Origin of the sequence: Bacillus sp. (in: firmicutes) (assembly GCA_012842745.1) — a bacterium.
Lineage (GTDB): Bacteria > Bacillota > Bacilli > Bacillales > Bacillaceae_J > Schinkia.
Genome location: DUSF01000049.1, coordinates 61,147 through 85,814, shown reverse-complemented (window position 1 = coordinate 85,814; position 24,668 = coordinate 61,147). Strand labels below are relative to the sequence as shown.

Below are 24,668 nucleotides of genomic sequence, written 5' to 3'. Positions count from 1 at the left end.
AGTTAAATGGTAGATGGCATTCGTTTTAGTGGGTTAGCAAGTGGAATGGATACCCAATCTATAGTAGAGTCAATGATGAGAGCGCAAAGGTTGCCCTTAGACCGCTTAATGCAAAAAAAGCAAGTACTTGAATGGCAACGCGATAGTTATCGTGACATGAATAAATTGATGAAGGAATTTGACGAATTTATTTTTGATGGGATTTGGCGTCAATCCAATATGCTGAAAAGAAAAGCAACGACGTCAAACGACCAATATGTGACAGCGACGGCAAATGCTGAAGCTGGGAATATAGCTTATAAGATCGAAAATGTGAAGTTGGCTACCGCTGCTAGACGGGTGAGCACTGATGCAATTAGTGATGCTGGTAACGGTAAGTTAGATCCAACGAAAAGTTTGTGGTCACAGAAAGATAAAGTTAATACAGGATTTGAGTGGAAACAAGATAAATTTGCTACAAAAGATAATTTCGGTGTCGGTGAAGGTGGCGCAAAAGAATTCCAATTATCAAAAGGTGCTATCTCGGATTTGCCATCTGCAATTACGGTTAAAGTTGAAGGAATTGATACTCAATTTAGTGTTATAACCGAAGAAAATTTTGATATAGATACATTAGGTGCAAATGAAGTTTATATAGATACTAATACTGGAAAAATGACGTTTGGAAGGATGCTAGATGCTGACCAAACTTTTAGTGTCAGCTTTAAACAAAGTTACCTCGAGTTTTCTATCAAAACATATAATGATAAAGGGGAAGCCCAATACACCGATTTTAAAATAGATGGTGCAAAAAGCTTGAATCAAATGTTTGATACAATCAACGCTTCAAGTGCTGGGGTAAGTGCGTTTTATGATGAAGGCTCTGATAAAGTTTCAATATCCAGAAAACAAACAGGTAATTTTAATGAAAATGGCGTAGAAATGTCATTTCTCAATATTAACAGAGATGCAGATGGAAAGATTGTTAGTCGAGATGGGGATGCTACCTTATTTACAGATGTCTTAAAAGTTGGTACTGAAACAGGTGGAACAGATAACACGTTTACAATTAATGGTTTGGAAACATCCCGCAAGTCGAACACATTCACAATGAACGGTGTTACTTTTACATTAAAAAAGGATATGGCGGATGGAGAATATACAACAATCAATACAAGCACCGACACCGATGCCATCGTGCAAACAATTAAAGACTTCGTTAACAAGTATAATGAAATGATTGAAAAAATAAACGGAAAGCTTACGGAAGAGCGTTTTCGCACCTTCACACCACTGTCAGACGAACAAAAAGCTGGAATGAAGGATAAAGAAATTGAACAGTGGGAAGAAAAAGCGAAAAGCGGTTTGCTTCGCCGTGATTCCATGTTAACAAGTGGATTATCGACGATGCGCATAGATTTATATACTGAGGTTAAATCAACACCAGACTCACGTACACACAATGATTATAATCAACTCTCTGAAATTGGTATAAAAACATCGAAGGATTATTTAGAACGAGGTAAGCTAGAAATTGATGAAAATAAATTGCGAGCAGCAATTGAAGATAATCCTGAAGCTGTTTATCAATTATTTATGGCAGACAGCCCAAAATCAAAGTCTGATTCATCGAGATATGGTGAACTAGGTCTAGCCCGCCGTCTTCGTGAATCAATCGATAATACAATGAGGAAAGTTGAAGAAAAAGCAGGAAATTCGTATAAAACAGAACACGGTTATTCGATGGGAAAAGATTTGCTTAGAATTAAAGCCGATATGACGAACTGGGAAGAACGACTAAAGCAAATGGAAAAGCGCTATTGGAATCAATTCAATTCCATGGAAAAAGCGATGCAAAGAATGAATGACCAATCAAATCAGCTAATGGCACAATTATCTAGTATGTACAGTAAATAAAGTGAACTCGGCACCTTAGTTTTTACTACAGCTTAGAATTGCATATTTTAATAATAAGGGAGAGTAGCATATGTCTATGAATCAACCATACCAACAATATAAGCAAAACTCAGTGAATACGGCTTCGCCTGGAGAATTGACATTGATGCTCTATAATGGCTGTCTAAAATTTATTAAACAAGGTAAAGCAGCTATTAAACAAGGAAACATTGAACAACGCCATGAAAATCTTCTAAAAGCCCAAAGTGTTATTAATGAACTAATGGTTACCTTAAATATGGATGTGGAAGTATCTAAAAATATGATGCAAATGTACGACTATATGTACAGAAGGTTAATTGAAGCAAACACTGACAATAGCGTTGAAATATTAGATGAAGTGGAAGGATATATTACTGAATTTCGTGATGCTTGGAAAGAAGTTATCCAAATCACTAGAAAACAGCAATATGCTGGGAGTGGACAAGCTTAGTGGAACAACTAGTGAAATTTATTCAAAAAACGAACCAATTAGCAAGTATTCTCGAAGCAGGGTTGCCAAATGAGGGCCGTGAAGATTATATTCAATCTATTCATGATTTATTAGGAGAACGGGAACAAATTTTGAAGTCACTACCTGACTTATCAAATAAGCTGGATGAAAATGTAAAGCAGCAATTAGTGAATTTAGAAAAAAATATATATGGTATTATGCTTGAACAACAGAATATGATAAAAAAAGATTTGCAAGTACTACAATTAAAAAAGAAAAAGAATAACGAGTATGCTGAACCTTATGAAAATGTTTCGATTGATGGGATGTTTTTAGATAAAAAAAAGTAAGTAACGTGTCACAAAACTTACACATTTCTCCAAGAAGTTTGAAATTTTTACTGTTTCAGCAGGAATTAGATAGGGTAAAATAGAAATATAATAACATAGCACAAATCAAGGAGGGGTATCCACTATGAAATACAACGTTCGAGGCGAAAACATCACAGTTACTCCAGCAATTAGAGAATATGTGGAGAAAAAGATTGGCAAGCTAGAGAAGTATTTTGAGCAAACACCAACGTCTGATGTTAACGTTAATTTAAGTGTATATAATAGCGAGCAGAAAATTGAAGTTACAATTCCAATGACAAATCTTTTGCTTCGTGCAGAGGAAAGTCATGTTGATATGTATGCGGCAGTTGACCTTGTTGTGAACAAGCTAGAGCGTCAAATTCGCAAGCATAAAACAAAAGTAAACCGCAAGCTCCGCCAATCTGAAGAGTCACCAAGATACGGTTTTGTAGAGAATGTAAATGGTGGTGTATATGACGATCACAATGACGAAGATTTTGAAGTTGTTCGTAACAAGCGCTTTGACCTAAAACCAATGGATTCAGAAGAAGCTATTCTGCAAATGAACATGTTAGGTCATAATTTCTTTGTATTTGTTAATGCTGAAACAAACAGCACAAACGTTGTTTACCGTCGCAATGATGGCAAATACGGTTTAATTGAAGCTCAATAATGTTTAAAACCGTTATCTGAGGACGCAGTCAATATTGGCTGCGTCTTTTAAATAAGAATAACAGGAACGGATGTTTGTGTTTTGGGTTGTTTCGTGCTATAATGACAATATACATCGATAGAAAAATAATAGAAATGGCATATGAGTATAAGAAAATCGAGCCAAGAATGGGAGTAGACTTTTAAGTGACATTTTCGGCGGTATATGGTAAAACTATAATACGAATGGTGGTGAGAAATGTGGGCGAAGAAACAAAGCAAATCATGGAGTTTTTGCAAGACTTTAGAAATGAGTTTGTCGAATTCAAACAAGAAATGACAGAATTCAAACAAGAAATGACAGAGTTCAAACAAGAAATGCTTGAATTCAAGCAAGAGATGCTTGAATTTAGAGATGAGGTTAATACTAGGTTAGACAAACATGAAGAATTGCTTCACCAATTAGCCGATTCAGTAAAAGTTCTTGATTCCGAGGTTAAAGAAATAAAAAATAATCAAATAAAATTTGATCGAAGGTTGACAAGTCTTGCTGGAATCGTTTCTATACAACAGTCCGATATTGAATTAGCACATGAAAAAATACTACTTAATGAACGTAAAATTGCAAAGCTGGAAAAACAATTACAGGCATAAAAGAAGGTCAGGAACTTATTCAACTTGTTCTTGGCTTATTTTTTTTGTGAAAATATTATTTTCATGTCAACAGAATCAATTGTTTTTCCGTAATACCCACCGGTTGTAATACTTTTTAATAAAATGTTAATATAAAGGGTAGGACTCTATTATTCTTGAGGGAGCGTAAAACATGCTAGGAATCTTAAAGAAAGTTTTTGGGGATGTAAATCAACGCTATTTAAACCGATATCAAAAAATTGCTGATCACATTGAATCACTTGAGCCAGATGTTCAAAAGCTGTCAGATGACGAACTTCGCGCAAAAACGGAAGAATTTAAAGCTCGTTATCAAAATGGCGAATCATTGGATGATCTTTTACCAGAAGCTTTTGCAGTAGTGCGAGAAGCGTCTGTCCGTGTGTTAGGGATGCGTCCTTATCCGGTGCAGATTATTGGAGCTATTTCTCTTCATGAAGGGAATATTTCCGAGATGAAAACGGGGGAAGGTAAAACGCTTGTTTCGACGATGCCTGCATACTTAAATGCATTGACTGGTAAAGGCGTTCATATTGTAACTGTTAACGAATATTTGGCGCGTCGTGATGCTACCGAAATGGGGAAGCTTCATGAGTTTTTAGGCTTAACGGTAGGGCTTAATTTAAATAGCCTGTCACAAGAAGAGAAACAAACAGCATATAATGCTGATATTACATATGGTACAAATAATGAATTCGGCTTTGATTATTTGCGCGATAATATGGTGCTTTATAAAGAGCATATGGTTCAAAGGCCGCTTCACTATGCCATTATTGACGAGGTTGACTCGATTTTAATTGACGAAGCACGTACGCCGTTGATTATTTCCGGGACAGCGAAAAAGTCTGCATCACTCTATCTTACCGCTGACACTTTTGTTAGGACATTAAAGCAGGATGTCGATTATAAGTATGATGTGAAAACAAAGGGTGTACAGCTTACTGAGGAAGGGATGGAAAAAGCTGAAGAGGCCTTTAAAGTTGAAAATTTATTTGACTTAGCTAATGTTCAGCTCGTTCATCATATCGACCAAGCATTGAAGGCACATGCCAGTATGCATCGTGATGAGGACTATGTTGTCCAAGATGAGGAAGTTGTTATTGTCGATCAATTTACCGGTCGTTTGATGAAAGGGCGCCGCTATAGTGAAGGCTTGCACCAAGCAATTGAAGCAAAAGAGGGCCTGAAGATTCAAAATGAAAGCATGACACTAGCAACAACAACGTTCCAGAACTATTTCCGGATGTACGAAAAGCTTTCGGGGATGACTGGTACGGCGAAAACGGAAGAAGAGGAATTTCGTAATATTTACAATATGCAAGTTATTGCGATTCCAACGAATAAACCGATTGCGCGTGATGACCGCCCAGATTTAATTTATAAAACAATTGGTGGCAAGTTTAATGCGGTTGTTGAGGATATTGCTGTCCGTCATCAAACAGGTCAACCTGTGCTTGTTGGTACAGTAAATGTTGATACATCTGAATTAATTTCGCAATTGTTGAAGAAAAAAGGAATTCGTCACCATGTTTTAAATGCGAAGAACCATGAAAGAGAAGCTGAAATTATTGAAAATGCTGGTCAGCCTGGGGCGGTTACGATTGCTACGAACATGGCTGGTCGTGGTACAGACATTAAGCTTGGTGAAGGTGTGTTAGAGAGTGGTGGTTTAGCTGTTATCGGAACTGAACGCCATGAAAGCAGGCGGATTGATAATCAGCTTCGTGGACGTTCAGGCCGTCAAGGTGACCCAGGTATAACTCAGTTTTATTTATCAATGGAAGATGAATTAATGCGCCGTTTTGGCTCTGATAATATGAGAGCGATGATGGATCGCCTTGGTATGGATGATAGCCAGCCGATTGAAAGCAAGCTTGTGACAAAAGCAGTAGAATCGGCACAAAAGCGTGTTGAGGGGAATAACTTTGATGCACGTAAAACATTGCTGCAATATGATGATGTACTGCGCCAGCAGCGTGATATCATATACAAGCAGCGCTATGAAGTACTAGATGCCGAAAATCTCCGTGAAGTTGTTGAAAGAATGATTCGTTCAACGATTGCTCGTAGTATTGACGTCCACATGCCAAAGGATGCTTTACCGGAGGAGTGGGATTACAAAGGTATTGTAAGTTATGCAGAAGGTCATCTATTAGATGAAGGCAACTTAACAGAAGCCGACATTAAAGGGAAAGAGCCTGAAGAAGTTGAAGAAATAATCTTTGAGCGTGTTAAACGCGATTATGATGAAAAAGAAGCCGAGCTGTCGCCAGAACAAATGCGGGAATTTGAAAAGGTTATCGTATTGCGTTCTGTAGACTCGAAGTGGATGGATCACATTGATGCAATGGATCAGCTGCGCCAAGGCATCCATTTACGAGCATACGGTCAAATTGATCCATTGCGCGAATATCAACTGGAAGGCTTTGCAATGTTTGAAACTATGATTGCTTCTATTGAAGAAGATGTTGCAAAGTACATCATGAAGGCGCAAATTCGAAACAATCTCCAAAGACAAAAAGTAGCCGAAGGCCAAGCAGTCAAGCCAGCTGATAGCAGTGAAGGGGAAACAAAGAAAAAGCCGTACGTCAAACGCCAAGAAACGAACCGCAACGACCCATGCCCATGCGGTAGCGGCAAGAAATTCAAACACTGCCATGGTAACCAATAGGGGGTCAGACCCCCTTACATAAACTTTTGAGGTGAAAAAGAACGATGGAATTAGTGGAAATAAAACAAGAACTTGATAAAATAGCGAAAATTCTAGTAGGCTTTAGGGGGTCTCTTTGACCTCGAGGAGAAGGAAAAAAGAATTGCTGAGCTAGATGAAATGATGTCGATGCCAAGCTTCTGGGATGACCAACAGGCTGCTCAGCAAATTATCAACGAAGCAAATGGCCTTAAAGATATTGTCGGCGAGTTTGCCGCATTAAACGAAAGCTTTGAAAACCTTGAGGTTACACATGAACTTCTAAAAGAAGAATATGATGAGGACTTGCAAAAAGAACTAGAGAAAGAAATCAAGTCGCTTTCAGCGGATGTAAGCCAATTTGAACTTCAGCTTCTCCTCAGTGAGCCATATGACAAAAATAATGCCATTTTAGAGCTTCATCCTGGTGCCGGTGGTACCGAGTCCCAGGATTGGGGTTCATTGCTTTTACGTATGTACACACGCTGGGCTGAAAGAAAAGGCTTTAAAGTTGAAACGCTTGACTATTTGGCTGGTGATGAAGCGGGAATTAAAAGTGTTACACTATTAATTAAAGGCCATAATGCTTATGGATATTTAAAAGCTGAAAAAGGGGTGCACCGTCTCGTTCGGATTTCGCCATTTGACTCTTCAGGCCGTCGCCATACGTCGTTTGTCTCCTGTGAAGTTATGCCGGAATTTAATGAGGAAATTGAAATTGAAGTTCGTGATGCGGATTTAAAAATCGATACGTACCGTTCCACTGGTGCTGGTGGGCAGCATATTAATACAACGGATTCTGCTGTGCGGATTACCCATCAACCAACCGGCATTGTCGTAACATGCCAATCAGAACGTTCACAAATTAAAAACCGCGAACAAGCGATGAAAATGTTAAAGGCAAAGCTTTATCAGAAAAAAATCGAAGAGCAGCAAGCCGAGCTCAACGAAATTCGCGGCGAACAAAAAGAAATTGGTTGGGGAAGTCAAATTCGTTCATACGTTTTCCATCCTTATTCGTTGGTAAAAGACCACCGAACCAATTTCGAAATTGGGAATACACAGTCCGTAATGGATGGAGAAATTGACCCATTTATTGATGCCTATTTAAGATCAAAACTAAGTACTTTTAATTAAATGTAGTTACAAAAAAATGCAAGTTTCTAGGATATAGTAAAAAAATTTGCAAATACTAATCACTGTAGATGACCAAAGTGTTCGATTTACTACCCTATAACAATTTGTTCAAAAAATTGTCACAATTTCCGCTATTATAGTACAAGATAATTCATATGTTCTTGTCGAAAGGTTTTACATGTGTAAAAAATTGTTTATAATAGGGTAGTGTACAAACATTTGGTACACTTAACAACATTTACTATTACTCAAAAAAAGGGGGAGTAACTAGATGAAGAAAAAGTTACTTGCGTTGTTTATGGGCTCTGCACTTGTACTAGGTGCATGTGGCGGCGGTGGAAACACAGCTAATAATGGTGGCGGAACTGGTGGAACTGCTGCACCTGCAACAGAAAACGCTGCTGCAGAAGGAGTATATAAACAAAGTTGTGCTAGCTGTCATGGCCAAAACCTTGAAGGTGGCGTTGGTCCTAATTTAACTGATGTTGGTAGCAGATTAGATGCTGCTGCAATTGAAGGTATTATTACAAACGGACAAAACGCGATGCCAGCAGGATTAATTCAAGGTGACGATGCTAAAGCTGTTTCTGAATGGTTAGCTGAAAAAAAATAATAAAAAACCAATAATAAAAGAGCTTCTATACTAAGTATAGAAAGCTCTTTTTTTTATAGTGCCCATCCAAGCATTTGTCGAAAATTCCCTCATATTGAAACAAATTTAATAAAATTTTGCCTCAAAATAGCGAATATAGATGGTATAATAAAAAAGTGTGTCTAATAAAAAAGAATTTTAGGTGTGATTTTAATGATAGAAATGGAAGACGTTTATAAGCAATATCCTAATGGGGTATTAGCAGTAAACGGTATTAATGTCCAAATTAAACAAGGCGAATTCGTATATGTTGTCGGCCCTAGCGGTGCTGGGAAATCAACATTTATAAAAATGATGTACCGTGAAGAGAAACCGACAAAAGGATCAATTATGATAAATGGAATCAACCTTTCAAAATTAAGAGCAAGCAAAGTGCCGCTGTTAAGAAGAAATATCGGTGTTGTTTTCCAAGACTTTAAATTGCTACCAAAACTAACCGTTTTCGAGAATGTTGCCTTTGCACTTGAAGTAATCGAGGAGCATCCGCGGAATATTAAGCGGCGTGTACTTGAAGTTCTTGATCTTGTAAAACTGAAGCATAAAGCGCGCTTTATTCCCGCCGAACTTTCAGGAGGGGAGCAGCAGCGCGTCTCGATTGCAAGAGCGATTGTGAACTATCCCAAAATCGTCATAGCTGATGAGCCAACAGGAAATTTGGACCCTGACTCCTCATGGGGAATTATGGAGCTTTTTGAGGAAATTAATAATCGAGGAACGACCGTTGTCATGGCAACGCATAATAAAGAAATTGTAAATACAATGCGGAAGCGTGTCATCGCAATTGAAAGCGGGCGCATTGCGAGGGACGAAAACCGAGGTGAATACGGCTATGACAGTTAATACAATATATCGACATCTTAGAGAGGGTGGCAAAAATATTGTAAGAAATGGATTAATGTCATTTGCCTCAGTTAGCGCGGTTACGGTTACATTGCTTTTAGTAGGGATTTTTCTTGTGATTATGATGAATTTAAATAACTTTGCAACAACTGTCGAAAAAGACGTTGAAATAAGAGTCCATATTGATTCAGTTGCAAATGAAGCACAAGTCAAACAGCTTGAACTACAAATCAAAAAAATACAAGAAATCGACACGGTAGTTTTTTCGCCAAAGGAAAAAGAATTGCAGGAAATTATTGCTAGCTTTGGTGAAGAGGGCAAAGCCTTCGAATCGTTAAAAGACGAAAATCCGTTGCGCGATGTTTTTGTAATCAAAACAAAAGATCCGCAAATGATTCCGCAAGTTGCCAAACAAATTGAGAAATTTAAGAATGTTGAACGAGTTAATTATGGACAAGGGACAGTTGAAAAATTATTTAAATTTGTCAATATTTCTAGAAATATCGGCCTTGCTCTCATAATAGGGTTAATATTTACGGCGATGTTTCTAATCTCGAACACTATAAAAATTACGATTTTTGCTAGAAAAAGAGAAATTGAAATTATGAGACTCGTTGGAGCAACGAATTCTTTCATCCGCTGGCCTTTTTTTCTTGAAGGCTTATTGCTTGGTGTTATGGGTGCGCTCACACCGATTGTTTTAATATTATTTAGCTACGATTACCTATATAAAACACTTCAGCCTAAGCTTCACGACACTTTCATCCAAATGCTGCCATTTAATCCTTTCGCCTTTCAGGTTGCTTTCATTCTTGTGATTATTGGTGCTTTTATCGGTGTTTGGGGCAGCTTAATGTCAGTTCGAAAGTTTTTGAAGGCGTAGTTATAGTTTTATAGGAAAAATGAAGATTATAAAATAGGGGGATGAAAGTGCGGTGCGAAAGTTTTTTGTTGTCATTTTATCCGTAATGATTGCTTTCGGTGGTTATACTTTTTTCAGCAACCATGCATCTGCCAACCAAGAACTAAAGCAAAAAATTAATGAAGTACATGGTAAGCGTCAAAATTTGAATAAAGAGGTTCAACAAAAAAAGAGTGAAATTAATCAGCTTGAAAATGAACAAGCAAAGGTTAATGCGGAAATAAAGAGAATCGATTTAGCAGTAGCTGAAACGGCTGAAAGAATTCGCCAAAAAGAAGCAGAAATCAAAACGACGAAATCAGAAATTGAAAGGCTGAGTGCCCATATTAAAGAGCTCGAAATAAAAATTGAAAAAAGGGATGAAGCATTAAAAACAAGAGTTCTCTCTGTACAGGAGAGCGGCGGTGTTGTTAGTTATCTGGATGTACTGCTTGGGGCAAAAAGTTTTGGCGATTTTCTTGATCGTGCCAATGCAGTGTCGATTATCGTGCAGCAGGATAAAGATATTTTGCATGCTCATATGAATGATAAAGAGCAGCTTGAGGAATTAAAGGTAGAAGTACAAGCGAAGCTTAAACAGTTGGAACAAAAAAAAGCGGAACTTAAAGCTGACGAGCAAACCTTTCTTTCACAAAAAGGTGAAAAAGAAACATTAATGAAAAAGCTTAAGGAACAGGAACAACAAATTGAAGAAGAAATGTTGGATCAAGCAGAGGAAGCTGAAATTTTAAGGAAGCAAGAAGAATCCTATAGACGTCTTTATCAACAATGGCTAGAGCAACAAAGACGCATTGAAGAAGCCAAAAAACGAGGTGAAAAGCCTCCAGTAACAGATGGCACCTTTATGAAGCCTGCAAATGGGCCTGTTACATCAAATTATGGTCAACGCTGGGGGAAGCTCCATGCGGGTATTGATATCGGGAAACGTGGCTCAAGTGTACCGATTGTTGCCGTAGCTGACGGTATCGTCTTTCGTTCCTACTACTCATCATCATATGGGAATGTTGTCTTTTTATCACATAATGTGAATGGCAAAATGTACACAACCGTTTATGCCCATCTGGAAAGTCGCAGTGTTTCTGAAGGTGAGACAGTAAGTAAGGGTGATTTATTAGGATACATGGGGAATACTGGCCACTCCTACGGTGCCCACCTTCATTTTGAAATCCATGAAGGATCATGGAATGCGTCAAAATCAAATTCAGTAGATCCAAGGAAATATGTCAGCTTTTAACTTTATGAACATAAAGCGTACAAGCTTAGCATAAAGTGTAAAGACAAATGAGGGCATCGCACTATTTTTGTACTTTATGAACCTTTAACTTCATTAGGGGATTAAAGTATAAGAAAAACATCGCCATTTGCTATTGTCAGCAAATGGCGTGTTTTTCTAATGTGATGCCTTTTCCTGCACAATAGTAAATGTGATACAATAGGAAGGTGAACTTGTAATTGGGGTGAGTGGTTTGAGAATTCGCAAAAGTATAGTTTTTGTATTAATGGCATTATCTCTTTTTGCTGGGGCTGGAATTTCTTATTTTTTATTTAACGGAATAAATGGCAATGCCCAGCTTGGCAGTGTTTTTGTTAAGGATGATAAGGGCATCGAAAAGGATTATGCCAAGATTAAGCAAGCTTTAGAGCTCATTTCTGGAAGCTATGTTGAAGATGTTGACACGAAGGATCTCGTGGAAGGCGCCATTTCTGGAATGGTGAATACGCTTAAGGATCCGTATTCCGTCTATATGGACAAAAAAACAGCAAGCCAATTTGAACAATCATTGGATTCATCTTTTGAGGGTATTGGCGCAGAGGTGAGCATGACCGATGGCAAAGTAACGATTGTTGCGCCATTTAAAGATTCACCTGCGGAAAAAGCAGGACTTAAGCCGAATGACCATATTTTGAGCGTCGATGGAAAAAGCCTAACAGGTCTTGACCTCTATGAAGCTGTGCTAAAAATCCGTGGCAAAAAAGGCTCTAAGGCTATTCTTGAAATTGAGCGACCCGGTGTAACTGGCAAATTAAAAATAGAAGTTACACGAGATGAAATACCAATTGAAACCGTTTATAGCAAAGTAAAGGAATACAAAAATAACAAAATCGGCTATATTGAAATCACTAGCTTTTCAGAAGACACAGCGAAAGACTTTACAGAACAACTAAAAGAGCTTGAAGACAAAAAAATTGCTGGATTAGTCATAGATGTTCGCGGCAATCCGGGCGGCTATTTACAAAGCGTGGAAGATATCTTGAAGCTTATAGTGACAGATGAAAAACCATATGTCCAAATCGAAAATCGTAATGGTGAGAAAAAACGTTATTTCTCATCTTTGAAAGAAAAGAAAAACTATCCAATCACAGTATTAATTGACCAAGGCAGCGCTTCAGCTTCGGAAATTTTAGCAGGTGCTTTAAAAGAAGCGGGCGGTTATGATATTATCGGTGAAACTTCATTTGGTAAAGGTACTGTTCAGCAAGCTGTACCGCTCGGTGATGGCAGCAATCTTAAGCTAACATTATTTAAATGGCTGACACCTGACGGAAATTGGATACATGAAAAGGGTGTGAAACCAACTGTAGAAGTTAAACAGCCCGATTATTTTTATTCAAGCCCACTCCATATCGAAAAGGAACCGTTGGCATTTGACGTAAATAATGAGCAGGTTAAAAGTGCACAACTCATGTTAAAAGGACTTGGTTTTGAGCCTGGTCGCCATGATGGCTATTTTAGCAAGCAAACAGAGGTGGCTGTTCAAGCATTCCAAAAAGCAAATGGACTTCCGGTTACAGGACAAATTGATAAAGATACAGCCAAAAAGCTTCAAGAAAAAATTATTGAAGCTGTAAAAGATGAGAAAAATGATATCCAACTACAAACCGCTATGAAAATATTGTATAAATAAAGAACTGGCAGGAGTCAGGGGATACTTGTCGAATATATCCGTATAGAAATACGGATATATTTTTTGTTATAAAGGATGGTGCTTTATGGCCGAAGCATGGCTAATTGAGCTTTTGTTTGGGTTAGGAAGGTTTTTCCTAAACCCAGCTTTATATATATTATTGCTTTTTGTATTCCTACTCGGAATACGCCGTACAAAAAGAGAACGGAAGGATTTTAACATCCGCATTCAACCTTTTAACCTTGAATGGAGTGGATTTGCCCTATCAGGACTAGTTGCAGGGTTATGCGTGTCAATTGTCATGCTCGGGTTAGGAGTGGTAATTCCGGTAGGTTTTATTGCATTGACATCATTGTTAACGATTTTATTTATGCTGACAATGCAGCCGCGCTTGCTTTCTCCAGCTTTTGTTGTCAGCATTGCGATCGTTCTTTCGTTGTTGCTGCCAAAACTAACGATAGAAAATTCCTTCGTTTCAAAATGGATGACAGACATAACAAGTAATTCCTATTTGTTTATGTCTATTTTGCTAGCTGTGTTGCTATTTGTGGAAGGTTTTTTAATTTTACGTAAAGGTCATTTGCACACTTCACCGAAATTGAAAAAAAGTAAACGAGGAAAGCAAGTTGGCCTTCATGAAGCAAAAAAACTATGGATGGTCCCTGTGCTATTGTTGATTCCGGGGGATGCGATTACTTCGGTGTTTCAATGGTGGCCCGTCATTACGACGCCATTTGCAACATTTTCGTTAGTTGCCGTCCCATTTGCAATCGGCTTCCAGCAGCAAGTGCAGGCATCCTTGCCAAAAGAGGCCATTCAAAAAACAGCGAGACGAGTACTTTTATTAGCATTAATCGTAACAGCGTTCACCGTTGGTGCGTATTGGCTTCCTGTTTTGGCTGTTATTTCAGCTGTCATTGCCATCGTTGGTCGTGAGTTCATTTCTTTTAGACAACATACGTCCGATAACAACAGTGCTTCTTATTTCGCCAACAATAATAATGGCATCGTTATCTTAGGAGTGATTCCGAATTCTCCGGCCGAAAAAATGTCACTTTTAGTTGGCGAGTTAATTACAAAAGTAAATGGAAACGAAGTTCGTACGGAAAAAGAATTTTATGAGGCGCTACAAGTAAATCGTGCTTATTGTAAGCTAGAAGTGTTGGACTATAATGGAGAAGTGCGCTTTGTCCAAAGAGCTCTTTATGACGGCGAACACCATGAACTCGGTTTGTTATTCGTTCATGATGATAAAGAATGGACAAATGAGGCGGTATAAAGTGTGATTTTTTAGAAAGGGAGCAATTCATATCAATGGATACATTATTAATAGCACTAAAACCTTATACTGATGAAAGTTTCTGGGGATATTTAAATAGGCTCACACATGAAAATTTTTATGATGGAGTAGATTGGCCTAGGCTATGTTTTTTTATAACTTTTGATATCTCGGGCTTGTGTAATGGCTTCCTTGGTCCGAGTGTATAAAGGCATCTTTTACGGTCGACAAATAAGCCATAAGGGGGAAGCCACAAAAGAGGTTTCCCTACTTTATTATGATTCGGGCTTACTCTTTAATTATAGGGGTACCAAACATTTCGGCAACTTTGTACATAAGTAATTTTCGACATAAATATAGCCAAATACCTTTACGTTAAGGAATTTGACTTATGTTATTTTATTTAAAATAATGTATCTTTTCATAATCTATATCTATTGAAAGTTGAATAAATCTGGCTCTACATGTACATGAACATCGTATACTCCATAATTTTTTATCATGACTTTTTCAATATGGGTTGCTATCTCATGAGCTTCTTTAATATCTAGGGTAGAATCAACAAGAACTTCAACATCTATTACTTCGTTATTCCCATAGTTTCTCCCTTTAATTCCTTTTATTCCTTTAACTCCTTCCACTTTTAATATTACATTCTGATACAGTTTTATTTTATCTGGGTCAAACCCATCTGAAAGTTCATGAGAAGCTTGTTTAAAAATATCAAAAGCGGTCTTACAAATTAATAAACCTACAATAATAGCTGTTACTGTATCAAGCCAAGGCATATTTAATTGTGAACCGAAAATACCCACTGCAGTTCCTATACTTACCCAAGCATCTGAAATGTTATCTTTTGCAGCTGCCATAACTGATTTGCTGTTAATTTTAATCGCTAGCTTTTTATTGTAGCGATAGACAAAATACATGACTAATGCAGAAAAAACACCTGCATAAGCTGCTATAATGTTGGGCGACTCTTTCCCACCTTGAAACATTGACGTAATAGCCTCGAGTAATACTTGTATACCCACTGCTGCCATAATAAAGGAAGCAACCATTGATGCAATGGTTTCGCTTTTCCAATGACCATACCTATGATCTTTATCAGGTGGTTTTTGTGAAAGCTTTAGTCCAATAAGTACAGCAATAGATGCAATGATATCGGTTGTATTGTTTAGACCATCTGCTTTTAAAGCAGCAGAATCACTTATATATCCAATTACTAATTTTAAAACGGAAAGACATATATAAGCAATAATACTAATAATTGCTCCTCGTTCTCCTAATCTAAGATTACTGTATTTTTCCTCTGCCAATAATTCTCCCCTCCATTAAATTATAATAACAAGTGAAATATGGGTGGGTCTAGGGCAACCTTTTTGTAACACTCTAACTATTCTAGCCATATATAAATAATTTGCCTCGGGGAAAATCGATGGGTATTTATTTTCATATTTACTTTCGCAGATAGCACCATAAACGGTTCTTTTCGGTACAAGTTTCAAGGAGTTTTTACTTAGATGTGAAGTAACGATTGAGAAGTTTGAGAGGCAAGATAATAATAGAATATCTATTATGGCATCTTTCCTATGTGCAAACCAATATGAGAAACAAGTATTGAGAGGAAGCCTTGCGGGAGTAGTATTATAATTTATATATTCTTCTATATAACAGCAGCTAGTTGAAGATCCAATATTAATTAAAAAAACGTCTGTTTTCTGATATATGGTAAACAGACGTTTTTCGCGTTGGAAAAGCTAGAATAATGGATGGTTGCTTAGTGAACAATAGATTCAAAATGTGTAATAAAAACGGAGGGTTAATAATGAATAAAAAAACTTGTGTGTTTTGTGGACAGAAAGATTCTATTGAAGAAATGCTTAATCAAGCCAGTATGAATGATGTTTTTGAACAAGGGGTGCATGAATCTTGTTATGAGAATGTAAAAGATAAAAGAAATCAGTAGTGTTACATTTCGACCAAATTAAATACTGGATTAAAAACACGCAATAAAAATATAATTTGATTACGAAAAAAGCGCCATTTAATAGGCGCTCATTTGATAATAAGGCTGTTTGTATTAATCTTTTAGGGAGATATCATTTTTTACCAGTAGCAACGTCTTGGATATCCTGGGTCTATAACTACGTTTCGAGTTACAGGTTGATAAATATGCCGAGGTACATTAACGATGTGAGTACGATTAACATTAATTACAGGATGGATATAAGGGACTACACGAGGGACAAAACGATTATGCTCCACATATCTAGGTGGACACATTATTGGTCTTACATGATGATACATCAAATCACCCCCCTTATTTTATATTACATTAAATGTAGTAGATAAGATTATTGAAACGGACATGCATCTACTTAAGACAAAAATAAAAATGAAGCGTTTATTCACGTTTCAATTAAACTAGACATCATATTCCTTTGAAATGAAAAGGAAGCACTCGGTGTTAGTGCTTCCAAGAAGTGAAATGAGTGGATGACTGTTGGATGCCCCATTTTCTTGAATGAATTTTCAATTTGCTCGATACTTAATTAGCGCAATTCATCTCCGGCTGCAAGCGAACGAACTTGATTGTGTACAGGGATATTTACCTCTACTATTGTACCTTTTTCCTTTTCCGATACAATTGTTAAAGTCCCGTTTACAGAAAGGACTCTTTCCTTCATCCCGTTCAAGCCAAGGGTATTTTCCTTGAATGCCACAGAATCATCGCAAATCCCACTCCCATTATCGCTAATTTTAGCATGGATAAAATGCTTTGAAGCAGTTAAACTGACAATAATTTGTTTGGCATTGGCATATTTAAAGGCATTCGTAATTGCTTCCTGACAAACTCTATAAATGACTGTTTCAATGTCGGGATGTAAGAAATCATTTGGAACAGCATGTTGGAAATTTACGTATGCTTTATCACAAGCATTGAACTTCTCAATTAGCATTTCAAGTGCCCGTTTTATGCCAACCTCCTCGACGATTGAAGGACGAAGCGTAAACGCTAGCTCCTTCGCCTCTTTCATTAGTGAATGAGCTAATTTTTCAACGTATGTAATTTGTTCATCTGCTAGCTCGTTTGGACTTAGTTTTTTTAAAATTTTTAATTGTATAACCAAGACAAATAATGTTTGCCCGAGACTATCATGGATATCCTGGGCTATTCTTTTTCTTTCCTTTCGACAAGCTTTGTCAATTTTCCTTCTGATGATGAATCTAGTTCGTGCTTGGTAATCAAGCCATTTTTTATGGTAGATAGGATTGAATGTAGTATAGTAAAGCCCAAGAAAGAGGAAGAAAAAGCCGATTACTTTCAGTGAATGTGCAATCAATAATTCAGCTCCACTAGGTTCTTTGGCAAGCAATAGGAAAATCCCGCTTATAACCAATTTAATCAAGCCGTTATTAATGTATATATAATGATAGTTTTTGGTAGCAAAGAAATAACGGATGCCAATTATAATATTACAGAGATAAAAAAATATTGTTATCAATATCAGTACATTACTTAAAGTTTTATGGACACTCTCTATCATTAATGACGGCAGAAATTTTGAAAACGAAAAAAGTAAAACAGTAGTTGTTATAATCAAGAATACGTGAAAAAAAAGCTTATATTTATTAACATTATTACATGCTATATTTATAAAATTTGGAATTAAAAGAATCGAAAAAATGCCGATGCCTATTGTTAAATTCGATAATATTTCAAACCAATATGGTGAAGGCAAGAAAAAATAATTAACAAAAGAAAACATGCCTAAATAGGTCATCATATGGAGGAATTCTAATATTCCAACGATAGAAAATAACGACATTGTTATAAACAGGATACATTGATTGATATATTGATTGATACATTGATAGGAGAGAACCCCTAATATAAACATAAAGGTAGCCATCATGATAATGAATAATTGAAATAAGGAATGCAAAAAAAATAAAGGATAGGCAGTGTTGGCAAATTCGCTAACGATTTTTGAAAAATATAATACAAACATAATAAGAAGAAAAGGATAAATAAATTGCTTTTTAATTATCGTAAATGCCAATATTATCACCGCTACTGAAATTTAATATCAAAAGTTCAGCAATCCATTTTCCAATGCATATTTTACTAAATCAGATTTAGAAGTGGCACCAATTTTTTTCTTTATTTTAACTTGATAGCCTTCAACAGTTTTCACAGACAAGTATAACAAATTAGCAATCTCTTTATTGGAAAACCCTTTTGCTATAAATGATAAAATTTCTTGCTCGCGTGATGACAATTCATGTAATTTCGTGATGTTATTTTCACTATGTTTATAGAAATTAATTAAATAATTGGTGACATTACTATGTGTGATATAGTACTCACCGTTGAATACCATTTTTATAGCTTTAGCCAAATCTATATCCTCTGAACTTTTTAAAATATACCCACTAACGCCATTTGCTAACGTATTTAGCACTATATTAATGTCATCTATCATTGTTAAAACAATTATTTTCATTGAAGGCATATGCTCTTTTATTCGTTTAATTGTAACTAAGCCAAACTCACCTGGAGGCATACTCAGATCCATAACAACAATGTCTGGAGCCAACTCCATCGTTTTATTGTATGTTTCTACCCCATCCTTCGCTTCCTCGATAATGACAATAGATTCGTCACTTTTTAAAAGGCTAATAATTCCGGAACGAACAAGTGCATGATCATCTGCTAATAATACCCTTATTTTCATAGTTCTATCCCCTTACAGATAATCGAAATATCCTACTATATAGTTGATTTTCTTTAATTATATTATGAATTTTATGGAGTTTATCAAATTCATTAATAAAGGTAGAAATTTGTCACAAAAGTAAAATATAACTCACCTTTTATAGAAAACTATACCTTGTTTTAAACAGCAAGGTAAATAGATATTGTCGATTCAAGGGATGTTTTGTAAAAAAACAAGGGAATCCCCTGATAGAAAAAGTTTGCAATAAATCTAGAATTTATTTAAAGGGGGCGATGTAATTGATCCAAATGATAATATGGGATGAGGAAATTTCACTTCATAATGTTGAAAGGTTTGAGGAAGTAATAAAGCAATTGCTAAAATCTGATTCAATTGGGGTTATTTTAAATTTGGAAAAAGTATCTTATATGAATAGTTATGGTTTGGGTATCATCGTCAATGCCGTGAATAACGCTAAAAAATTAAATAAACAACTTGTGATTGTTAATAATCGAACTACTATTAAAAAGATTTTTGGAATTGTTTCCTTTGATTCAATAGTAAAGGTTTTTTCAAATGAGCACGAGGCAAAAAAATTTCTTTCTAGCGCCAGTTAACTGGCGCTTTTTAATTTTTAAGTCATTATTCTTTGTTTTCCGAAGAAACAGTCGATTCAAGGGTGTTTTTCTGTAAAATAGGGGAATTCCCCGATTTAAATACAATCTATGAATAACTTATAATTAAATATAAATAAAATTCCAAAAATTAGAAAGATTAAAAAAGGACTGATTTGATGGAAAACAAAACTAGAGTCAAAGCGGGCCAATTTGTCGTATTTACAATTCATGATAAGCTTTCGGCATTATCAATTGAAGAGGTCATTGAAATTATTAGAATGCAGCCTATTACTAAAGTTCCTGGGGCCAAGGACTATATTCCAGGTATGATCAATCTTCGTGGCAGAATTATCCCGGTTGTAGATTTGCACAAGAGATATAAAATGCCGGTTATTACATTTACAAAGAAAACGAGAATGATCATAGTTCAAAACGAAGGGGAAGACATTGGTTTAATCGTCGATGAAGTTGCAATGGTCGTTGATATAGCTGATGAAGATATTGAGCAAACACTTGATATGTTCAACTCTCTTGAAAAAGATTGTTATTTAGGGTTTGCCAAAATTAAAGGGCAATTGATTGGAATTTTAAATATTCAAAAGGTTTTGTACCCTGAAGGTGAGGAGGTGTTTCAAAATGAGTGATTTTGATATTACGAGCTATTTAAATGTATTTTTAGATGAATTGGATGAGCAATTACAAATATTAGATGAGAAAGTACTAGAACTTGAGCAAGATTGTAACAATCTTGATATTATTCAAAGTATTTTTCGGGCGGCCCATACATTGAAAGGGTCGTCCGCGGCAATGGGCTTTGAGAAAATGAAAGAGCTCACCCATAAGGTTGAAAATATCTTTGATTTAATTAGAAATAACCAATTGGAAGTAAATACTTCGATTATTAATGTTATTTTTGAATCCATTGATTTTATTAAAGTATTAAAAGGTGGGATTATAAATGGCACACTAACAGAGATAGAAATTACACCGATTGTGGAAAAATTGGAGAATTGTAAAGATAGCTATGAAGAGACTACGGCAAGCGGTTCTGAAGGTAAACAAACAATTAGTAACTCCTCCTCTGAGGGGATGCAGAGTGCAAATGAAAATCCACTTAAAGATGTTCGTCTAAATGATGAACAGACAGATTATATTCATAAGGCGCTTAATGTTGGTGAATTCGTATTTGCTGTTCAAGTCCGTTTAGCTCCGGAGGCAATGCTTAAATCTGTTCGGGCCTTTTTGGTTCAAAACAATTTAAAGGATGTTTGTGAAATTTTTGCCAGTTTCCCTGAGCAAACAGTGATTGAAGATGATGAAAATTTTGATGGGCTATTAGTTTATTTTGTTAGAACAAATGCGAGTGAGGAAGAAATTTATACAATCGTTAATAGTATTGCGGATATCGCATCCATCCAGTTGCTTTCGATAACGGAGGGGAATTTCGAACAATTTACTAAGAGGGAAAATGTTATTGCTTTCCAATCTGAGAAAATACAAGAGCAAAAGAGCAACGAAAATGGAGCAAACGGAAAAACAGAACAACAAAAATTAAAGGTACAGCAAACGATTCGCGTTGATGTTAATCGCTTAGAGCATTTACTAAATTTAGTTGGGGAGCTAGTCATTGATCAGACAAGATTAGCCGACTTAAGGAGTCGTTTAGAAGATCGCTATACAAATGATTCCGATATTGAGCTTTTTACAGAGGTAGGGAATCATATTGGACAGGTAATCAGTGAGCTTCAGGAAGGCATGATGAAGACAAGAATGCTGCCGATTGAACAGCTGTTTAACCGTTTTCCACGAATGGTACGGGATCTTTGCCAAAAGGCTAATAAAGAAATTGATTTTGTCATTGAAGGGAAAGAAACGGAGCTCGACCGGAATCTAATTGAAGAAATCGGCGATCCGATTATTCATCTTCTTCGCAATTCCCTTGACCATGGTATCGAAGCACCGGAAGAACGGGAAATGCTTGGTAAACCGCGAAAAGGGAAAGTCATCTTAAAGGCAGCCCATGAAGAAAATCATATTGTCATTACGATAACTGATGATGGCCGCGGCATTGATCCGCAAAAAATTAAAGATTCGGCATTAAAGAAAGGATATGTAACAACAGAGGAAGTTGACAGAATGACTGATAAAGATTTAATGTTTTTAATCTTTACATCAGGTGTTTCAACTGCGAAGAGTATAACAGATATTTCTGGGCGCGGTGTAGGCATGGATATCGTCCGCAACCATATTGAGAAGCTCAATGGAATGGTCGACATCGATTCAAAGGTAGGGGAAGGAACAACATTTACAATCAAACTACCGCTAACATTAGCGATTATTCGTTCTCTTTTAGTGGAGTTAGGAGGAAGGCAGTTTGCGCTGCCGCTAGCGAATGTCCAAGAAATTGTTCGCCTTAATACGGATGAGATTAAGACGATTAAAAATCAAGAAGTCGGTATTATCCGTGAACGTGTCCTGCCACTTGTCCGAATGCATAAACGTTTACAAACAAGTGAGGAATATTTAAAGGGCCGAAAACGCCTATTCGTTGTCGTTGTTGGTTTAGCAGAGAAAAGGGTTGGAATTGTTGTTGATCGGACGTTAGGAAATCAAGAAATAGTCATCAAACCACTTGGTAAATATATTGGGCAACCTAAATATATTGCTGGAGCAGCGATTATGGGAGATGGGAATATAGCCCTAATTTTAGATGTTGGTTCCATTGTTCGCGAAGAAGGGACAAAGGAATTATCGACTCAAGAAATCAATCATAAACAATTAAATAATCAAGAGGAAGTACTTCAATTAGCTACTTTCAAATTAGGAGTCGAAGAATACGGTGTTGATATTGGCAGGGTGAAAGATATTATTACCGTTCCAACGATAACGAAGGTCATGAATGCTCCATATTCAGTATTAGGGATGATTAACTTGCGCGGGAAGCTGATCCCTGTTATGGATTTAAGACAACGCTTTGAGATTAACAAGCAAGATCTTGATCGTAAGTCGAGAATCATGGTTGTGGAGTTTTACAATGAAATGATTGGTCTACTAGTTGACCAAGTGACCCAAGTTCTAAAAGTGCCGGCAAAATCAATTGAGGCACCGCCAGATAATATGAGCCAAGTAGATGCAAAATTTATTAAAAGCATTTGCAATTTAGATGAAAGGCTAATCATTTTATTGGACTTAGATTTAATTTTGGATATTGAGGAATTAAAACTATTAACAACTATGTTTCAAGAGGGACAAGGGCAATTAATAGAAATATAAATGTAAAGAGGGGGATTTTGTCATGAAAAGCTTGCGTATGAAAATATTGGGAAGTTTTGCAGTAGTATTAGCGGTATTATTAATTTATTCTTCTTATAATTATATTCAAATAAAGAATTTTAAAGAAGAAGTTGAAGAGGTTCTTGGCGATCAATTGCGCGAACTCGTCCTTTGGCAAAATTTAAGTTATAATTTCGCGAATCGTTTAGCTTATTTGCGTGCCTATGTTGTTTCTGATGGTGTTGAATCCAACTATATTGAATTTAATAAGATTACCGAAGAAATTAAAGGCATCGAAGGAGAATTGTTAGCTCTCGGTATAAGTGATAAACAAAAAGAAGTATTTGAAAAAAATGTGCAATCTGAGCAAACAACTTCGAAATTTTTTGGATTATTTAAGGATGACCGTGAAGCAGCGATGGCGATAGCAGGTGACCCGAAAGAAAGAGAACGTAACGACGAAATGGTAGCTGCCAGTAGAGAAGCGGCAAACGAAAGTAAAGCAAAGATGATTGAGTTACGGAAGCAGGTTGTAGAAACTGGAAATAGGATTATGCTTATTACAATCGTCATTAGTGTTTTAGCCGCTATAATAGGAGTTACAATTGCCGTTATTTTAGCAAATAAAATTTCGAATCCAATTATTGAAATTGTGAATCGCTTGAAAAAAGTGGCATCGGGTGATTTATCAGGTGACAAAGTGATTGTGAAATCGGAAGACGAGGTTGGTCAGCTTGGAGATGCTATTAATGATATGACATCATCGTTACGCGTATTAATCGGGGATGTTTTAGAGAGTGCCAATAATTTAGCAGCAAGTTCTGAAGAAATCTCGGCAAGCACGGAACAAATTGCTACAGGTAGCCAAACTCAAGCCAACCATGCTGGACAAGCATCGGAAATGGTGAAGGAAATGGTAAATGCGATTCTTGCTGTAGCGAAAAATGCGGAAGAAACATCGAACTCCTCTGAAATTATGGTTCATTCCGCAGAAAAGGGCAATGATGTTATTCAGGATACTCTAATAGGAATGAATGATATTAGCGAAAAAATCGCTGATTTATCAGGTAAGTCCGTACAAATTGGCGAAATTGTTGAGGTTATTGATGATATCGCAGAACAAACAAACTTGTTAGCATTAAATGCAGCGATTGAAGCAGCGCGGGCAGGCGAGGCTGGTAAAGGCTTTGCTGTCGTTGCCGATGAGGTCCGTAAATTAGCGGAAAGAAGCAGTAAAGCAACAAAGGAAATTTCGGAGCTTATTCAATCGATTCAAGCAAACACAGATGCCTCTGTTGAAGCTGTAGAAATAGGAAATGAAAAAGCTAAAAATGCTGGCGAGGCATTTAAAGAAATTATTGATCTTGTAAAAATAGCTGCAACCAAGGTAGCCGAAATTGCCGCAGCAAGTGAGGAGCAAAATGCACAATCACATGAGGTGCTTCATGCAGTTGAAAGCATTGCGGCAGTTGCAGAGGAGACAGCAGCAGGAGTTCAAGAAACTGCAGCTACAGCTAATGATTTAGCAAAAATGGCAGAGTCATTAAGTCAGTTGGCAGCTAAATTTAAAATTTAGTAATCATAC

At 36.7% G+C, this 24,668-nt stretch carries 22 protein-coding genes; 18 read left to right on the top strand and 4 right to left on the bottom strand.

Annotated elements, in window-relative coordinates:
• Positions 1-6 precede the first annotated feature (6 nt).
• The 13 genes from GX497_13160 (at position 7) to GX497_13100 (ending at position 14,469) form a co-directional block, all read left to right on the top strand.
• Complete coding sequence (locus GX497_13160; GenBank protein ID HHY74143.1) at positions 7-1,896, top strand: flagellar hook-associated protein 2; 1,890 nt, start codon at positions 7-9, stop codon at positions 1,894-1,896.
• Positions 1,897-1,966: 70 nt separating this feature from the next.
• Positions 1,967-2,368 (top strand): flagellar export chaperone FliS, encoded by a 402-nt coding sequence (gene fliS / locus GX497_13155; GenBank protein HHY74142.1) that lies wholly within the window; start codon positions 1,967-1,969, stop codon positions 2,366-2,368.
• Entirely contained in the window at positions 2,368-2,718 is a 351-nt protein-coding gene (locus GX497_13150) for a hypothetical protein (GenBank protein HHY74141.1), read from the top strand. The genes fliS and GX497_13150 overlap by 1 nt, the downstream gene beginning before the upstream one ends.
• A 124-nt stretch (positions 2,719-2,842) precedes the next feature.
• Complete coding sequence (raiA, locus tag GX497_13145; GenBank protein ID HHY74140.1) at positions 2,843-3,394, top strand: ribosome-associated translation inhibitor RaiA; 552 nt, start codon at positions 2,843-2,845, stop codon at positions 3,392-3,394.
• Between the two features lie 239 nt (positions 3,395-3,633).
• A complete protein-coding gene (locus tag GX497_13140; GenBank protein HHY74139.1) occupies positions 3,634-4,026 on the top strand; it encodes a hypothetical protein in 393 nt (130 codons plus the stop codon).
• A gap of 172 nt (positions 4,027-4,198) precedes the next feature.
• Positions 4,199-6,715: a preprotein translocase subunit SecA gene (secA, locus tag GX497_13135; protein HHY74138.1), complete on the top strand. Its 2,517-nt coding sequence runs from the start codon at positions 4,199-4,201 to the stop codon at positions 6,713-6,715.
• 44 nt (positions 6,716-6,759) lie between these two features.
• A protein-coding gene (prfB, locus tag GX497_13130; protein HHY74137.1) for a peptide chain release factor 2 occupies positions 6,760-7,870 on the top strand; the annotation gives its coding sequence in 2 pieces (ribosomal slippage) (positions 6,760-6,831 and positions 6,833-7,870; 1,110 coding nt in all).
• A 271-nt stretch (positions 7,871-8,141) separates the two neighbouring features.
• Complete coding sequence (locus tag GX497_13125) at positions 8,142-8,483, top strand: cytochrome c (protein HHY74136.1); 342 nt, start codon at positions 8,142-8,144, stop codon at positions 8,481-8,483.
• Between the two features lie 192 nt (positions 8,484-8,675).
• Positions 8,676-9,362, top strand: a complete 687-nt coding sequence (gene ftsE, locus GX497_13120; protein HHY74135.1) for a cell division ATP-binding protein FtsE — start codon at positions 8,676-8,678, stop codon at positions 9,360-9,362.
• The gene (locus GX497_13115; GenBank protein HHY74134.1) at positions 9,352-10,245 is read left to right on the top strand and encodes an ABC transporter permease; all 894 of its coding nucleotides are present in this window, start codon (positions 9,352-9,354) and stop codon (positions 10,243-10,245) included. Before ftsE ends, GX497_13115 begins: the two co-directional genes overlap by 11 nt.
• 52 nt (positions 10,246-10,297) lie before the next feature.
• Complete coding sequence (locus tag GX497_13110; GenBank protein ID HHY74133.1) at positions 10,298-11,518, top strand: peptidoglycan DD-metalloendopeptidase family protein; 1,221 nt, start codon at positions 10,298-10,300, stop codon at positions 11,516-11,518.
• Positions 11,519-11,756: 238 nt separating this feature from the next.
• On the top strand, positions 11,757-13,190 hold the full coding sequence (locus tag GX497_13105) for a PDZ domain-containing protein (protein HHY74132.1): 1,434 nt from the start codon (positions 11,757-11,759) through the stop codon (positions 13,188-13,190).
• A gap of 85 nt (positions 13,191-13,275) precedes the next feature.
• A complete protein-coding gene (locus GX497_13100; protein HHY74131.1) occupies positions 13,276-14,469 on the top strand; it encodes a PDZ domain-containing protein in 1,194 nt (397 codons plus the stop codon).
• A gap of 434 nt (positions 14,470-14,903) precedes the next feature.
• On the opposite strand, the gene GX497_13095 is transcribed toward GX497_13100, so the two are convergent.
• Complete coding sequence (locus tag GX497_13095) at positions 14,904-15,788, bottom strand: cation transporter (GenBank protein ID HHY74130.1); 885 nt, start codon at positions 15,786-15,788, stop codon at positions 14,904-14,906.
• A gap of 509 nt (positions 15,789-16,297) precedes the next feature.
• Here GX497_13095 and GX497_13090 point away from each other — a divergent pair.
• A complete protein-coding gene (locus tag GX497_13090; protein ID HHY74129.1) occupies positions 16,298-16,438 on the top strand; it encodes a hypothetical protein in 141 nt (46 codons plus the stop codon).
• 140 nt (positions 16,439-16,578) lie between these two features.
• On the opposite strand, the gene GX497_13085 is transcribed toward GX497_13090, so the two are convergent.
• From GX497_13085 to GX497_13075, 3 genes are all read right to left on the bottom strand, one after another.
• On the bottom strand, positions 16,579-16,779 hold the full coding sequence (locus GX497_13085; protein HHY74128.1) for a hypothetical protein: 201 nt from the start codon (positions 16,777-16,779) through the stop codon (positions 16,579-16,581).
• Between the two features lie 245 nt (positions 16,780-17,024).
• Positions 17,025-18,536: a hypothetical protein gene (locus tag GX497_13080; GenBank protein HHY74127.1), complete on the bottom strand. Its 1,512-nt coding sequence runs from the start codon at positions 18,534-18,536 to the stop codon at positions 17,025-17,027.
• Positions 18,537-18,563: 27 nt separating this feature from the next.
• Positions 18,564-19,211, bottom strand: a complete 648-nt coding sequence (locus tag GX497_13075; GenBank protein HHY74126.1) for a response regulator transcription factor — start codon at positions 19,209-19,211, stop codon at positions 18,564-18,566.
• Between the two features lie 281 nt (positions 19,212-19,492).
• Here GX497_13075 and GX497_13070 point away from each other — a divergent pair, with 281 nt between their 5' ends.
• The 4 genes from GX497_13070 to GX497_13055 all read left to right on the top strand — a co-directional run bounded on the left by GX497_13070 (position 19,493) and on the right by GX497_13055 (position 24,659).
• The gene (locus GX497_13070) at positions 19,493-19,810 is read left to right on the top strand and encodes an STAS domain-containing protein (GenBank protein ID HHY74125.1); all 318 of its coding nucleotides are present in this window, start codon (positions 19,493-19,495) and stop codon (positions 19,808-19,810) included.
• Between the two features lie 176 nt (positions 19,811-19,986).
• On the top strand, positions 19,987-20,454 hold the full coding sequence (locus tag GX497_13065) for a chemotaxis protein CheW (protein ID HHY74124.1): 468 nt from the start codon (positions 19,987-19,989) through the stop codon (positions 20,452-20,454).
• Positions 20,447-23,083, top strand: a complete 2,637-nt coding sequence (locus GX497_13060) for a chemotaxis protein CheA (protein HHY74123.1) — start codon at positions 20,447-20,449, stop codon at positions 23,081-23,083. Before GX497_13065 ends, GX497_13060 begins: the two co-directional genes overlap by 8 nt.
• A gap of 22 nt (positions 23,084-23,105) precedes the next feature.
• Positions 23,106-24,659, top strand: a complete 1,554-nt coding sequence (locus GX497_13055; GenBank protein HHY74122.1) for a HAMP domain-containing protein — start codon at positions 23,106-23,108, stop codon at positions 24,657-24,659.
• The last annotated feature ends 9 nt before the right edge of the window (positions 24,660-24,668 follow it).